Raw genomic sequence first — 14,720 nt, forward strand, 5'->3', positions numbered from 1 at the left:
TAATGTCCTCTCGTCAATACATTGTACTTATCTATGGCATATTTTTTATATGTGCTACGATTTTTTCATTATTGGTAAACGGCTTGTTTGTGAAATTTTCAAAAACACTTGGTATTCGCCCAGATAACGAACCAGTTATACGTTGGGGAAGTCTTACCAAACCATCCTTCGGAGGAATTTCTTTTTACATGATTTTTTTATTTTCCGTAGCTTCTTATTCTATTTTTTTCGAGCAAAGCGAAATCTTGTTAAACAAACAATTACTCGGCATTATGCTCGCTTGCACTGTTGGATTTTTAGTGGGATTAGCCGACGATGCTTACAATACAAAACCACTATTAAAATTTTTAGCGCAAGTTCTTTGTGGCATTATATTGATTGCAACAGGAACTTTTATTCACGCTTTCGAGGAAAATAATCTCAATTATCTATTTACTATTTTTTGGATTGTAGCCGTTATGAATTCCATTAATATGCTAGATAATATGGATGCTATCACCACCACCGTTTCTATTTTTATTCTTTTTACTGCCGTACTTGTTACCGTTTTTAACGACGATGTCACCAATATGTTCCTCATCATACTTATTGGTGTAATGGCGGCATTGATAGGCTTTTTATTTTACAATTGGAATCCTTCCAAAATATATATGGGCGATACAGGAAGCCAATTTATGGGTGTTTTCTTGGGTGCAATCGGAATTATTTATTTTTGGAACTTCAAAACAGGCAGTGAAAAAATTATTTTTTCAAGAGATTTTTTTGCCGTATTGATGGCATTTATTGTTCCGATTATTGATACAACCGTTGTAGTTATCAATCGCTTATCAAAAGGCAAATCTCCTTTTATCGGCGGCAAAGATCACACCACACACCATTTATCTTATCTCGGATTTAGTGATCGACAAGTAGCGTATACATTTGCCGGAATTTCGTTATTATCCGCCTTTTTTACTTTGTTAATCGTAAAAATAATTGTAGATTGGGGATATATGTATATGGCTATTTTCGGTCTTTATTTCTTAATTTTATTTTCTTTTTTTCTTTCACTAACGATACGAAGAAATAAAAAATTAAAACACGATGGAGCTACGCGATAGATTGAAAAAAATAATTTCCAGAATCCAAAAACCAATGTTCGCTATTGGCGGGTTTTTCTTGCTGTTATTGATTTTTAAATTATGTAGTTTTTACATTAGTGATGGAGATTATCAAGAAACATTTAATTCGAAATACCAAATATTTGCACTTAATTTACCCAAAGACCTCAATTTTGCCGGAGAAAAAGTACCTGAAAATGATTTTACAGTTCGCGAAAGTGTGGACAAAGAATTAATGATAAATACCTATTGGCAATCGCAAACATTGTTGATGCACAAGCGAGCAAACAGATGGTTTCCGATTATTGAACCCATTTTAAAAAGCTACGGAATTCCGGACGATTTTAAATACCTTTCCCTCACCGAAAGCCGTTTGTCGAATGAATCTTCTGCTGCTGGCGCAGTAGGTTTTTGGCAATTGTTGCCAAGTACCGCAAAATCCTATGGTTTGGAAGTGGACGAGAATGTGGACGAACGCTACAACGTACAAAAATCCACGGTAGTTGCTTGTAAATATTTTAAAGATGCTTACAATGCCTTGAAAAACTGGACGCTCGTTGCCGCTTCTTACAACGAAGGAATTGCTGGTGTGGAAAAACAATTGAGCAAACAACAAGTATGCAGTTATTACGATTTGTTACTAAACAATGAAACGGCGCGCTATGTTTTTCGCGTACTTGCCATCAAGGAAATTATTTCTCATCCTAAATTGTATGGTTTTATTTTGCGTAAAAGTGATTTGTATCCGAGCATTCCTACGTATTCACTTCAAGTGGATTCGTCCATCGGAAATTTAGTTTTATTTGCGCAACAACAAAATGTGAATTATAAAATTCTGAAATATTTTAATCCTTGGTTGCGCCAAAATTCTTTGGATAATCCCGACAAAAAAACATATACTTTCGAATTTCCTAAAAAAGGAATTGCTTTAAATGATCTTCCGGACTATGATGGTTCTCTTCCGCTAACAAAGGAAGACAGCTTATTGTATGTCGATAAAAAAAATAATTCTCCCGTGGTCTGTTCGCCAAAAGGAATTATTTATTCCGTAAAACCAAATGAAAGTCTTTTTTCTGTATCACAAAAATATAGCGTTACGGAAACTTTGATAAAAGTGTGGAATAATTTGGATGATACTATTTTAAAAACGGGTCAAGAGCTTGTTTTATTTCCTGACAAAAACGTTTTGAAAAAATAATTTTTCAAAACGAAAAAAGCACTTCAAAAAAATATGCTTTCCATAGAAACCATAAAAATACCCATTCAGAAAGAGATGCAGGAGTTTGAGCCGCGCTTCGCTTCGTCTATGAAAAGTACAGTTCCGCTACTCAATACCATCACGCATTATATTGTAAAAAGAAAAGGGAAGCAAATTCGTCCGATGTTTGTTTTTTTATCTGCAAAACTTTGCGGAACTATTAACGACAGTACATATAGAGCTGCTGCATTGATAGAATTATTACACACTGCTACCTTGGTGCACGATGATGTGGTGGATGATTCTGACAAAAGACGTGGTTTTTTTTCAATCAATGCGCTTTGGAAAAATAAAATTGCAGTATTAGTGGGCGATTATTTGCTTTCGCGAGGATTGCTTTTATCCGTAGAGAACAATGATTTTCACTTGCTCAAAATTGTGTCGGATGCCGTGCGCGAAATGAGCGAGGGCGAATTGCTCCAAATAGAGAAAGCGCGAAAATTAGACATCGAAGAAATGGTTTATTTCGAAATTATTCGTAAAAAAACAGCTTCTTTAATTGCATCGTGTTGCGCTTGTGGAGCAGCTTCGACAACAAATGATACACTTCTCATAGAAAAAATGAAAGCCTTTGGTGAGCTGGTCGGAATTGCTTTTCAACTGAAAGACGACTTGTTTGATTATGGTTCGGAAAACATCGGAAAACCAACAGGGATAGATATCAAAGAAAAAAAAATGACCTTACCTTTGATTTATTCGCTGAGCAAAGCTTCGTGGAACGAGAAAAGAAAAATAATTTTACTCGTAAAAAATCACAATACAAATCCTCAGAAAGTGGCAGAAGTTATTAAATTTGTCGTGAAAAACGGAGGGATTGAATACGCAACACAAAAAATGAATGAATACAAAAATAAAGCATTGGAAATACTTCATCATTTCGAAAAAAGTGAAGCAAGGGAATCATTGGAACAATTAGTGTATTATACGATTGAGCGTAAAAAATAAATCAAAAAAATAATTTTCTTACCTATGAAAAATAATTTTTTAAAAACAATTTCTGTCATCGCATTGAGCGCGATTTTTTTTGGAACACTTTTGTTTTTCCCTGCTTGCCATTCAGCAACACAATCAAAAACTGCTACAATAGATTCTACTGAAGTAGCTCCTCCTCGTCCCATAAAAATAGATACCACTTTAAAAAATGGAATTGTAACTGATCGTTACGACAATGGAGTGATTTTAAAAAAAGGAGATTATTTGAATGGTAAAAAAGAAGGACAATGGGATTCGTGGTATAAAAGTGGGAAACCTTGGAGCGAAAATTTTTATACCGATGATTTAGCCGATGGAAAAACGACGGTTTGGTATGAAAATGGAAAAACGGAATACACTGGATTTTTCACTAAAGGGAAACAATCAGGACATTGGATTTATTACGATGAAACTGGGAAAATAACGCAAGAGAAAAACTATTCCAATTAATCTAAAAAACCGTTTTTAAAGAAAAATCGTATGTCTTTTTGTTTCACGCGAAAAAAATAAATTTTTGGCATAGTAAATGAAGTGTTAAAAAAAATAATTTTGTAACCTGTTAAAAACAACCGTATGAAAAAAATCAGTTTCTTTTTGCTGGCAATTTGTCTTGGATATTCCAACTTGGATGCACAAATTTATGTAGCCAAAAAATCTGAAATAAGTTTTTTCTCAGTAGGTTCTGTCGCCAATGTACAAGCCAGCAATAAATTAACCATTATGGTGTTGAGTACAGCAACCAATGATATTCAGATGAAAATTTCCATCAAAGATTTTATTTTTCCGAAACCTTTGATGCAAGAGCATTTTAATGAAGATTACATGGAAAGTGATAAATTTCCGAGTGCTGTTTTCAAGGGAAAAATAAATGAAAAAATTGATTATACCCAAGACGGTACTTATACTACCACCACTACCGGAACGCTTGATATGCACGGCGTTCAGAAAACAATTACAATTTCCGGATTGCTTACCATAAAAAGTGGAGAAGTTACGTTGGCGACAAAATTTAAAATTCATTTAGCGGATTATAAAATTAAAGTGCCCAGTTATGTGGGCGTTGAAGCCATCGCTGCGGATATTGATGTGAACTTAAATGCAACACTCGATTCCTTTAAAAAATAAAAAATACACCTTATGAAAAATAGTTTTTACGTACTCGCTTTTACGAGCCTTTCTTTTTTTTCGATACACGCGAAAGCTCAAGATGATTTACTTGCTTTAGTTGATACTACTAAGAATCAGCCGAAAAATGAAAAAGTAGAAAGTCTGTTTAAAACAAGCAGCCTAATTGATTTGCCAACGGTAGCAACAGTTAAAAAAGGCACGATGGATTTCCGAATTGATCATCGTTTCGGAAACGCTGGAGCTGCCAGTGGTGGAGGATTTCACACACTTTATGGATTGGACAATGCAGAAGATATTCGTTTCGCTTTTGATTTCGGTTTAACCGATAAACTGAGTATTGGTATAGGTAGAAGCCGCCAATTTGAAGGCATTGACGGGAATATCAAATACCGTTTATTGGATCAAACTATTAACAATCATATTCCTTTTTCACTTGCTTTTTGTTTCCGAGATACCTATTGTCCGCAGCGCAGTACTACTTTTTACGCAGGTGCTTCCAATGATGTTGTACAAAATTGGCCCGACCGATTTACCTATGTTTCGGAAATGATGTTGGCACGAAAATTTGGTGATAGACTTTCTTTGGAAATCGTACCAACTTACGTACATTTAAATTACGTATTGGCAAATGTCAATACAAATAATGGTGCCACCAACGAAAACGATGTTTACGCTATCGGTGGCGGTGGGCGTTACATGCTTACCAAACATTTCGGAATTATTGCCGATTATTATTACATCATTTCAAAATACAGAGAAAATAATCCGACCTTAAGTTATTACAATCCACTTTCCGTGGGCATCGAAATAGAAACCGGCGGACACGTTTTTCATTTATATTTCGCTAATGCATCTGGAATTATTGAAAGCGCATTTATTCCCAATACCACTGATTCCTGGCTAAATGGCGGATATAAATTCGGATTTAGTATTTCACGCGTGTTTAATTTGTAAATTGAAAACGAGCGTTCAAAAAATTATTTTTTTGGGAGCCTTTTTCGGACTCTTGTTTTGTTCGGGGAATTTGTTTGGGAAAATAAAATCACTTCCGAAAAATAATTTTTCAAGCCTCGAAATAAGCACTTCAAAAATTATTTTTTCAGACACTATTCTCCACAACGACACTATTCAACATTCAAAAAAACGAAAATGGATTGCGGCAGTGCTCGCATTTCCCATTCCTTTCGGGATGTTGGGTTTGCATCGTTGGTATTTAGGAACAACCAGCGGCATGCCATTGTTGTATATCGCTACGTTTGGAGGCGGCTTCGGAACCTTGCCGTTTATAGATTTTATGGTGATTTTAATTGATAACGATTTGACGCGTTACACCAATAATCCAAAATTATTTATGTGGAGAAACAGGAAAAAGAAATCGCTCTAAATTTTTATTCTGATTTTTCGCTTCCAAAAAAATATTTTTTAGAAGGCAAAAAATTCATTCAAAAAAATAATTTTTCAAGCCGCTTCTGCCACCACTTCTTTGACGCTCGGAACCATTTTTTTCAAAAGAGCTTCTATGCCTGCTTTTAGCGTTAATGTGGACGATGGACATCCGCTACACGAACCTTTTAAAACTACTTCTACAACGCCGTCTTTAAAGGATTTAAACGTAATTAATCCGCCGTCGCCTTCTACTGCCGGACGAATATATTGATCCAATATTTCGATGATTTTTGCTTCCGTTTCGTTTTGCGGAACAACGTGTTCCGTGTAAACAGAAGTAGTCTTTTTGAAAGACGAATCTGCCGGCATTTCTTGTTTCGGAAGTTCGTTGATAATCGCTTTTCCGTCTGCAATGTATGCTCTGATAAATTCGCGTAATTCCAAGATAATATCGTCCCACGTTACTGCATCTGTTTTTGTTATCGTAATATAATTGGCGTTGAAAAAAATATTTTTCACGAACGGAAATTCAAACAATTTCGCGGCAAGCGGCGCGCCTTTCGTTTCCATTTTAGTTTGATATTGAGCCGTTGCGCCTTCTGCTATTAACAAAATATTTGCTACAAATTTCATCGCAGAAGGATTTGGCGTGCTTTCGGCGTACAATACAATCGGTTTTTTAAGTATATTTTCCATGTTTATTTTTTATCTATTATTAGGAGGAATAAGTATTTTTGCAGAAATAAATCAGTACAAAAGTAAGAATAATTTTGAGCAAAAAAGTTGATTTTCTGATAATCGGCTCGGGCGTTGCAGGCTTGAGTTACGCACTGAAAGTGGCGGAGCACGGCAAAGTATGCATGATTACGAAAGCCAACGAAGACGAGTCGAACACGAAATATGCACAAGGCGGAATTGCTGCCGTGATGTACGAACCCGATTCGTACGAAAAACACATAAGTGATACACTGATTTGCGGAGACGGTTTGTGCGACGAAAACGTTGTGCGAATGGTGATTACTGAATCTACCGAACGCGTAAAAGAACTGATAGAATGGGGTGCTAAATTTGACAAAACAGCTAAAGGAGAATACGATTTAGCAAGAGAAGGTGGACATTCGGAACATCGAATTTTACATCACAAAGACAATACTGGATTTGAAATAGAACGCGCTTTATTGGCGAAGGCACACACCCATCCAAACATCGAAATTTTTGATCATTATTTTGCTATTGATATTTTAACGCAGCACCATCTCGGCATCGAAGTAAATAGTAGAACGCCTGATATTGCTTGTTATGGCGCGTATATTTTAAATTTAAAAACGAATAAAGTAGAAACCATTCTCGCAAAAACAACGCTGATGGCAACAGGCGGCGCAGGAAATGTGTACGAAACGACTACTAATCCTACCATTGCATCGGGCGACGGAATTGCGATGGTGTATCGCGCCAAAGGCAGCGTGAAAAATATGGAGTTTATTCAGTTTCATCCTACTTCGCTTTACAATCCGGGCGAGCATCCTTCTTTCTTGATTTCTGAGGCTGTACGCGGCTTTGGCGGTATATTAAAGACAATGGACGGAAATTCCTTTATGGAAAAATACGATGTGCGTAAATCCCTTGCTCCGCGCGATATTGTTGCACGTGCTATTGATAATGAAATGAAAATACGAGGCGATGATTTTGTATATTTAGATTGTACACATCTTGATAAAACTGCACTAACAGAGCATTTCCCGAACATCTATAAAAAATGTTTATCCATTGGAATTGATATTACGAAAGATTTTATTCCTGTCGTTCCAGCTTCGCATTACCTTTGCGGAGGTGTAAAAGTAGATGACGAGGGTAGAAGTACCATTAAAAATTTATATGCCGTAGGCGAATGTGCATCCACTGGTTTGCATGGCGCAAACCGGCTCGCATCTAATTCTTTGCTGGAAGCCTTGGTATATGCGCATCGTGCAAGTTTAAGCTCGATAAAACAAGTTCAAAAAAATAATTTTTGTGAAGGACTCCCAGCTTGGAATACGGAAGGAACGGAACATCCAGAAGAGATGATTTTAATCACGCAAAGTTTGAAAGAAGTGCAAGCCATAATGAGTAGTTATGTTGGAATTGTTCGTTCGGATTTACGCCTTCAACGGGCATTTGATAGATTAGAAATTTTATATAAAGAGAACGAAATGTTGTATCAAAAAACAACGCTTTCGCCTAAATTATGCGAATTGAGAAACCTCATTACGGTTGGATATTTAATTATTAAATGTGCCATGAAACGTAAAGAAAGCAAAGGTTTGCACTACACAATTGATTATTTGAAAAAATAATTTTTCAAGACTAAAATCGCACTTCCTCTTTTTTACGTATGTTATTTTAAGATGAAACGACAAATCCTTTTTTTATTTATTATTTCCTTTTTTTCGATACGCGCTGATGCGAAATCGGATACTACAGAAAGTAGAATCAGTACAAACTCCTCAATAAAAATAAATTACGAAAACGATTATTTTACTGGTACGGATTTTTACTATACACAAGGGATAAAAATCGAATTTGTTTTTCCGTGCTGGAGATATGATCCATTGATGGCTCTTTTGCCGAAACTTTCTAACTCAATTGTGGAGTATAAAATAAATATGGATCAAGATGGTTTTACACCCACTTCCATAACGGTTAGCAGTATCCAAAGGGGAGATAGACCTTATGCAGGATACGTATATATTGGTCATGTGAAAATTTCCACAGAAGAAATTAAAAAGCAAAAGCTGACTTCTGAAATGGATATTGGAGTTATCGGACCAAGTGCCGAATGTGGTGAAGAGCAAGCGATGATTCATCGATGGATAAACGATCGGCAACCTGATGGTTGGAAATATCAAATTGGAAATCAAGCAATGATGGATTATAGAATACGTTATGAAAAAGGCTTGCTAAACGACACCTGTATTGATTTTTCAGGGATGGGAGAATTGAATGGAGGCAATGTATATGACAATATAAAATTGGGTGGAAAATTAAGACTCGGAAAAATGCAATCTTATTTTTCGGGAAACAGAACTCGGAAATTTCAATTGTATACTTTTATTAATGGCTGGATGGAGGGCGTAGCTTATAACGGAACAATGCAAGGCGCTTTGTTTTCCGACAACAGTATTTACACTTTGCCTTCCAATGCGATCAATCATATTGTACTTGGCTATACGTGTGGAATCTGTTTCTCGTATCAATCTATTTCCATCGACTATTCCTTTACACACATTAGCCACGAGATTAAAACAGGGCTCTATCACGGTTGGGGGCATATTGGTATTGCAGCACATTTTAAATAAAATGTGCTTTGAAAAATTATTTTTTTGAAGACAATTTTCTTGATTTATCTTTTCCAAAAAAGAATCCTCAGAAAATTAATTTTCTGAGGATTCAAAAACAAAAAACAAAATTTATACTGTTACACCAATTTTCTTTTTCAAACCATCTGTTGTAACTGAACTTGGTCTTTCTAATGGATGACCAAGTGCTCTGTCCCAAATTAAAGAAGCAAGTACGCCTAAAGATCTGGATACACCAAACATTACGGTGTAAAATTCGTATTCCGTCATTCCGTAATGCAATAACAAAGCTCCAGAATGCGCGTCTACATTGGGCCAAGGGTTTTTAATTTTTCCTGTAGCTTCCAAAATAGGCGGCGCAACTTGATACACCAATTGTACAATTTCGCAAACGTCATCGTTTTTGATGTATTTTTTATAAAAATCTTGTTGCGCTGTAAAACGAGGATCTGTTTTACGCAATACTGCGTGTCCATAGCCCGGCACTACTTTCCCGGCTTCCAATGTTTGTTTAATGTACGCTGCAATTTGTTCTTTAGAAGGTAAACCTCCGCCTAATTCTTCGCGCAGTTTCAATATCCACATCAATACTTCTTGATTGGCTAAACCGTGCAAAGGACCAGCTAATCCATTCATTCCAGCAGAAAAAGAAAGATATGGATCACTTAATGCCGAACCTACCAAATGCGTAGCGTGAGCAGAAACATTTCCTCCTTCGTGATCCGCATGAATGGTAAGATACAAACGCAATAAGCGTTGCATGTCCATTTTTTCATAACCCAACATGTGCGCGAAATTTGCTGCCCAATCCAATTTAGGATCTGGTTCGATGTGCACATTATTTTTATATTTTTTGCGATAAATATACGCTGCAACTCTTGGTAAACGCGCAATCAAATTCATGGAATCTTCATACGTATAATCCCAATAATCTTTTTTGTTGATGCCTTTGCGATACGCTGCTGCAAAAAGAGATTCGGTTTGCATCGCCATAACAGCAATACTGAACATTGTCATCGGATGCGTAGCAGCAGGCAATTCGTCCAATAAATCAAACACATGTTTCGGAACAATACTTCTGCGCGCCCAGTTATTTCCGATGTTCAACACATCTTCTTGCGTAGGAAGTTCACCTAAAAGCATCAGATAAAAAACGCCTTCAGGCAATGGCTCAAAGCCTCCCGGAGCTTTTGGTAGTTTTTCGCGCAATTCAGGAATAGTAAAACCTCTGAAACGAATTCCTTCTTCTGGATCCAATTTAGATGTTTCGGTAACCATTCCAATCATGCCCTTCATCCCCTGATATACTTGCGCAACAGTATATTCTCCCAGTTTTTTATCTCCGTGTTCTTTAATTAATGCTTTTACTTCTGCCGCCATTGGCATTGCCTTAGCTGCAAATTTTTCTTTTAAAGTATCCATATTATCTTTTGTTTCCAAGAATTGTTTTTTTATAAAAATGAATTGTATAAAATTAGCGTGTTAAATATCAATATCAAAATTATTTCAAATAAACTTAAAATCTTTGCCTAAAAAATTGGCTGTTTCTCCCAAGGCTTCTTCGATGCGAAGCAATTGATTGTATTTTGCAATCCTGTCGGAGCGCGACGCAGAGCCGGTTTTTATCATTCCTGTATTTAAAGCAACTGCTAAATCCGCAATTGTACTGTCTTCTGTTTCGCCCGAACGATGGCTCATCACGGCAGTGTACGAATGGGTGTACGCCATATTTACCGCATTAATTGTTTCGGTAAGTGTTCCGATTTGATTGACTTTTACGAGAATCGAATTCGCAACTCCTTTGTCAATTCCTTGTTTCAGGCGATTTACATTGGTAACAAATAAATCATCTCCCACCAATTGAATTTTCTTCCCGAGCTTATCGGTCATTAATTTCCAACCGTCCCAATCGTCTTCTGCCAAGCCATCTTCAATAGAAATAATAGGATATTTTTTCACCCAATCAGCCCAAAAATCAATCATTTCAGAAGCGGATAATTTATCGCCTGTTGATTTTTTTAAATGGTATTTTTTTTCTTTTTCGTCATAAAACTCAGAAGCCGCGGGATCTAAAGCAATGTAAATATCTTCTCCTGGTTTGTAACCTGCTCCTTCAATCGCTTTCAAAACCATTTTGATAGCTTCTTCATTCGATTTTAAATTGGGTGCAAAACCGCCTTCATCGCCTACATTGGTAGAATAATTTTCATCCTTTAATACTTTTTTAAGATGATGAAAAACTTCTACGCCCATACGAATTGCTTCGCTGAAAGAGCTGGCACCAGCGGGCATAATCATAAATTCCTGAAAATCGATGCTATTGTCTGCATGCGAACCTCCATTGATAATATTCATCATCGGAATCGGAAGTGTATTGGCATTTACGCCGCCCACGTAGCGATACAGCGGCTGGCGCGCTTCTTCCGCAGCAGCTTTTGCAACCGCTAACGAAACTCCCAAAATGGCATTGGCACCCAAATTTCCTTTGTTATCCGTGCCATCCAGCGCAATCATTTTTCTATCAATTTGATTTTGATCAAAAATATATTGTCCTTTTAATTCTTCTTGAATAACGGTATTTACGTTGTTTACGGCTTTTAAAACGCCTTTACCAAGATAAATTCCTTTGTCACCATCACGCAATTCAACGGCTTCGTGTACGCCTGTTGATGCACCAGACGGAACGGCAGCGCGACCGAGCGTTCCGCTATCTGTTATCACATCTACTTCAATCGTTGGATTTCCTCTGGAATCAAGGATTTGTCTGGCTTGTATGCTAGCTATAAAACTCATTTGAAAAATTATTTTTTCGATTAATTAAACTGAATTTGGATTCAAAAGTAGAAATAAAAGTGCTTAGAAAATTATTTTTTTGAAGATAAAATTTAACTATAAAAAGTACTTCCAAAAAATTATTTTTTCAGCGAATAAATTTAGTTTGTAGATTTGCGAAAGTTGAATGACAATACGTGTTTGCCACTATAGTTCTTTGGTAGTATAACACATTCGTAATACGTAAGTCGAAGGTTCAAGTCCCTAGGGTGGCTTTTTTTTGGCTAATTTATTGATATCTTTATCTTGAATTCTTAAAAAAATTCCATAATTAAAATGACGCTTTATACTGCTTTTTCCATATTAATTTGTTTAACCGCGTTTTTTGCATACATCAACAATAGATTTGTGAAACTGCCTGCTACCATCGGTCTGATGGTGTTGGCGCTAATCAGTTCCTTCGTACTTATCGGAATTGGAATTGTAAATCCTGCCATTTTAGAAAAAGCAACAACGTATCTGCGCCATTTTAATTTTTCGGAATTGTTGATGGGAAGTATGTTAAGTTTCATGCTTTTTGCGGGCGCTATCCACATCAAATTAGAACAGTTAAAGCAAGAAAAAATTCCGGTTATCGTATTTTCCACATTCAGTGTTTTGCTTTCTACATTTATTATCGGAATAGTTACTTATTATTTACTTGGATTATTTAATATTCAAACTAATCTTATTTATTGCCTTTTGTTCGGATCACTTATTTCTCCGACAGATCCGATTGCTGTTTTGGCAATTTTAAAAGAAGCAAAAATTTCACCTTCACTCGAAATGACAATTGCGGGAGAATCATTGTTCAATGATGGTGTTGCGGTTGTTATCTTTCTCACCATTTTACAAGTTGCCGAACAAAGCAATAGCATCCATTTTACAGGTATTATTTTGTTATTCGCGCAAGAAGCGATTGGCGGAATTCTTTTCGGAATTATAATTGGCTATTTGGGCTTAATGTTGATGCGGGAAATAGACGATTACAAAGTGGAAGTTTTAATAACATTGGCATTAGTAATGGGCGGATATTCATTGGCAAATTTCCTGCATACTTCTGGTCCTTTAGCAATGGTGGCAGCCGGAATTATTATCGGAAATCAAGGAAAGGAACACGCCAAAAGTAAAAAATCGAGCGAATACATTTACACCTTTTGGGAATTACTGGATGAAATTTTAAACGCAATTTTATTTGTATTAATGGGCTTAGAATTACTCATCATTCACTTTGTTCCTGTTTACATTGTGATTGGTTTGCTAATGATTGTTTTGGTTTTAGCAACCAGATATATTTCTGTTTTTTTACCATCACAATTTATTAAATTTAAAGAAAAAATTACGCAACGCACGCTCGTAATACTTACTTGGGGCGGTTTGCGTGGCGGAATTTCAATTGCACTCGCACTTTCGCTGCAGCCCGAAATGCAAAAAGATCTTTGGGTGATACTTACTTATTGCGTGGTTACCTTCTCTATTCTTGTTCAAGGTTTAACAATTGGGAAATTGGCTCGGAAGAAATCCATTTGAAAAATTATTTTTTTGAAGATCTTTTTTTTGAAAAAATTTATGCCTCGAAAAATTATTTTTTCAAACCGTTTTTATTTAACTCCGTAGAAGTTTAATCGTAATAGTTAAATTTTGAAATAAAGGTTAGCTCCGTTGGAGCGAAATAACATTCTATTCGAAAAAATAATTTTTCAATTCTATTTTCTTTAATTTCTTTTTCTTTAAAGGAACAAAGATCCAAGGCTGAGATTTCGAAAAAAATATTTTCTGAAAAAGGTGTTTGAAAAAATATTTTTTTGAAGGCAAAAAAAATTGCAAATTTGATTTTGAAATAATTGACAAAAAATTGCAAATGAAAAATCGCAACGTATTATTTTTATTGATTGTACTTGGGCTTTCTGCATGTACAAAAACAAAAAAGATATATTATCCGAATGGAACGTTGTTTCAAGAAGCAATTTTTAAAGATGCGCTTTTAAATGGGCACTTTAAGCAATATTATCCAAATGGCTCAATGAAGTGCGAATCAGATTATTCAGATGGTAAACTTGTGGGAATTACAAAATGGTATTATGAAACAGGGCAATTACAAACGGAAATGTATTACATTATGGGTAAAGAGGAAGGTCTTCAAAAAGAATATAATATAGAAGGAGATTTAACTATGGAAGCCTACATGAAAGATGGTAAACAGAACGGCATAGGAAAGACATTTTTTAAGGATGGCAAATTAAAAACAATACAAAATTATATTAATAATTTAAATGATGGTGGATATAAACAATATTATCATAATGTCAGATTAGATATGTATGCCATATATAAAAAAGGGGAGGTCTTATATTGTGAGAAATACGATTCTCTTGGAAAATTTCTTAAAAAAGTTCGAATTATAACGATAGAACCTGAAAAAGAAATGAAAGCGGGAGAAGAATCAACATTAAAAGTAACCTTATGTGGTCCTGATGCACAAATAGTGGATGCGGGTGTTACTATAAAGCAAGCGGACAAGGATACTGTTGTTTATGCTAAACTATTTAACCACTATATAGGTAGTAGTATAGAATGTAAATTTACACCAAAAGAACAAGGTGTTTATACTGTAAATGTCTCAATTTACTCAAAAGATACTGGGATTTATGATGGTTGGAAGCAAGAAATTACGGTTTCAAATTAAAACGTAAAAACAGGTTTGAAAAAATATTTTTTTGAAGCTGTTTT

General features: G+C 35.7%; 14 protein-coding genes. 11 read left to right on the top strand and 3 right to left on the bottom strand.

Annotated features, from left to right (window positions below):
* Nucleotides 1-2: 2 nt before the first annotated feature.
* The 7 genes from ABIZ51_05655 to ABIZ51_05685 all read left to right on the top strand — a co-directional run bounded on the left by ABIZ51_05655 (nt 3) and on the right by ABIZ51_05685 (nt 5,842).
* Entirely contained in the window at nt 3-1,100 is a 1,098-nt protein-coding gene (locus ABIZ51_05655) for an MraY family glycosyltransferase (protein MEO7088260.1), read from the top strand.
* A complete protein-coding gene (locus tag ABIZ51_05660) occupies nt 1,084-2,298 on the top strand; it encodes a transglycosylase SLT domain-containing protein (protein MEO7088261.1) in 1,215 nt (404 codons plus the stop codon). The genes ABIZ51_05655 and ABIZ51_05660 overlap by 17 nt, the downstream gene beginning before the upstream one ends.
* A gap of 33 nt (nt 2,299-2,331) precedes the next feature.
* Entirely contained in the window at nt 2,332-3,303 is a 972-nt protein-coding gene (locus ABIZ51_05665; GenBank protein MEO7088262.1) for a polyprenyl synthetase family protein, read from the top strand.
* A 24-nt stretch (nt 3,304-3,327) separates the two neighbouring features.
* A complete protein-coding gene (locus ABIZ51_05670) occupies nt 3,328-3,780 on the top strand; it encodes a hypothetical protein (GenBank protein ID MEO7088263.1) in 453 nt (150 codons plus the stop codon).
* Between the two features lie 123 nt (nt 3,781-3,903).
* A complete protein-coding gene (locus tag ABIZ51_05675; protein ID MEO7088264.1) occupies nt 3,904-4,455 on the top strand; it encodes a YceI family protein in 552 nt (183 codons plus the stop codon).
* A 12-nt stretch (nt 4,456-4,467) separates the two neighbouring features.
* Nucleotides 4,468-5,412: a DUF5777 family beta-barrel protein gene (locus ABIZ51_05680; GenBank protein ID MEO7088265.1), complete on the top strand. Its 945-nt coding sequence runs from the start codon at nt 4,468-4,470 to the stop codon at nt 5,410-5,412.
* Nucleotide 5,413: 1 nt separating this feature from the next.
* Entirely contained in the window at nt 5,414-5,842 is a 429-nt protein-coding gene (locus tag ABIZ51_05685; protein MEO7088266.1) for a TM2 domain-containing protein, read from the top strand.
* A 74-nt stretch (nt 5,843-5,916) separates the two neighbouring features.
* Here the strand turns inward: ABIZ51_05685 and ABIZ51_05690 are convergent, their stop codons facing one another.
* The gene (locus ABIZ51_05690; GenBank protein MEO7088267.1) at nt 5,917-6,540 is read right to left on the bottom strand and encodes a NifU family protein; all 624 of its coding nucleotides are present in this window, start codon (nt 6,538-6,540) and stop codon (nt 5,917-5,919) included.
* Nucleotides 6,541-6,614: 74 nt separating this feature from the next.
* On the opposite strand from ABIZ51_05690, the gene nadB reads away from it, so the two are divergent.
* Together nadB and ABIZ51_05700 are read left to right on the top strand one after the other, a co-directional pair.
* Complete coding sequence (nadB, locus tag ABIZ51_05695) at nt 6,615-8,177, top strand: L-aspartate oxidase (protein MEO7088268.1); 1,563 nt, start codon at nt 6,615-6,617, stop codon at nt 8,175-8,177.
* Nucleotides 8,178-8,228: 51 nt separating this feature from the next.
* Entirely contained in the window at nt 8,229-9,179 is a 951-nt protein-coding gene (locus tag ABIZ51_05700; protein MEO7088269.1) for a lipid A deacylase LpxR family protein, read from the top strand.
* A gap of 111 nt (nt 9,180-9,290) precedes the next feature.
* Here the strand turns inward: ABIZ51_05700 and ABIZ51_05705 are convergent, their stop codons facing one another.
* The gene (locus tag ABIZ51_05705; GenBank protein MEO7088270.1) at nt 9,291-10,601 is read right to left on the bottom strand and encodes a citrate (Si)-synthase, eukaryotic; all 1,311 of its coding nucleotides are present in this window, start codon (nt 10,599-10,601) and stop codon (nt 9,291-9,293) included.
* 84 nt (nt 10,602-10,685) lie between these two features.
* Nucleotides 10,686-11,972, bottom strand: coding sequence for a phosphopyruvate hydratase (gene eno / locus ABIZ51_05710; GenBank protein ID MEO7088271.1), 1,287 nt, complete (start codon nt 11,970-11,972; stop codon nt 10,686-10,688).
* 315 nt (nt 11,973-12,287) lie between these two features.
* Here eno and ABIZ51_05715 point away from each other — a divergent pair, with 315 nt between their 5' ends.
* The gene (locus ABIZ51_05715; GenBank protein ID MEO7088272.1) at nt 12,288-13,520 is read left to right on the top strand and encodes a sodium:proton antiporter; all 1,233 of its coding nucleotides are present in this window, start codon (nt 12,288-12,290) and stop codon (nt 13,518-13,520) included.
* Between the two features lie 259 nt (nt 13,521-13,779).
* Entirely contained in the window at nt 13,780-14,676 is an 897-nt protein-coding gene (locus ABIZ51_05720) for a toxin-antitoxin system YwqK family antitoxin (protein ID MEO7088273.1), read from the top strand.
* Nucleotides 14,677-14,720 lie beyond the last annotated feature (44 nt).

The sequence above is a fragment of the Bacteroidia bacterium genome (genome assembly GCA_039924845.1).
GTDB lineage: Bacteria > Bacteroidota > Bacteroidia > DATLTG01 > DATLTG01 > DATLTG01.

Bases quoted from the DNA above. Each gene is read 5' to 3' on its own strand.
- eno (MEO7088271.1), bottom strand. From the start codon at position 11,972: ATGAGTTTTATAGCTAGCATACAAGCCAGACAAATCCTTGATTCCAGA.
- ABIZ51_05670 (MEO7088263.1), top strand. From the start codon at position 3,328: ATGAAAAATAATTTTTTAAAAACAATTTCTGTCATCGCATTGAGCGCG.
- ABIZ51_05700 (MEO7088269.1), top strand. From the start codon at position 8,229: ATGAAACGACAAATCCTTTTTTTATTTATTATTTCCTTTTTTTCGATA.
- ABIZ51_05680 (MEO7088265.1), top strand. From the start codon at position 4,468: ATGAAAAATAGTTTTTACGTACTCGCTTTTACGAGCCTTTCTTTTTTT.
- ABIZ51_05705 (MEO7088270.1), bottom strand. From the start codon at position 10,601: ATGGATACTTTAAAAGAAAAATTTGCAGCTAAGGCAATGCCAATGGCG.
- ABIZ51_05675 (MEO7088264.1), top strand. From the start codon at position 3,904: ATGAAAAAAATCAGTTTCTTTTTGCTGGCAATTTGTCTTGGATATTCC.
- ABIZ51_05665 (MEO7088262.1), top strand. From the start codon at position 2,332: ATGCTTTCCATAGAAACCATAAAAATACCCATTCAGAAAGAGATGCAG.
- ABIZ51_05690 (MEO7088267.1), bottom strand. From the start codon at position 6,540: ATGGAAAATATACTTAAAAAACCGATTGTATTGTACGCCGAAAGCACG.
- ABIZ51_05715 (MEO7088272.1), top strand. From the start codon at position 12,288: ATGACGCTTTATACTGCTTTTTCCATATTAATTTGTTTAACCGCGTTT.
- ABIZ51_05655 (MEO7088260.1), top strand. From the start codon at position 3: ATGTCCTCTCGTCAATACATTGTACTTATCTATGGCATATTTTTTATA.
- ABIZ51_05660 (MEO7088261.1), top strand. From the start codon at position 1,084: ATGGAGCTACGCGATAGATTGAAAAAAATAATTTCCAGAATCCAAAAA.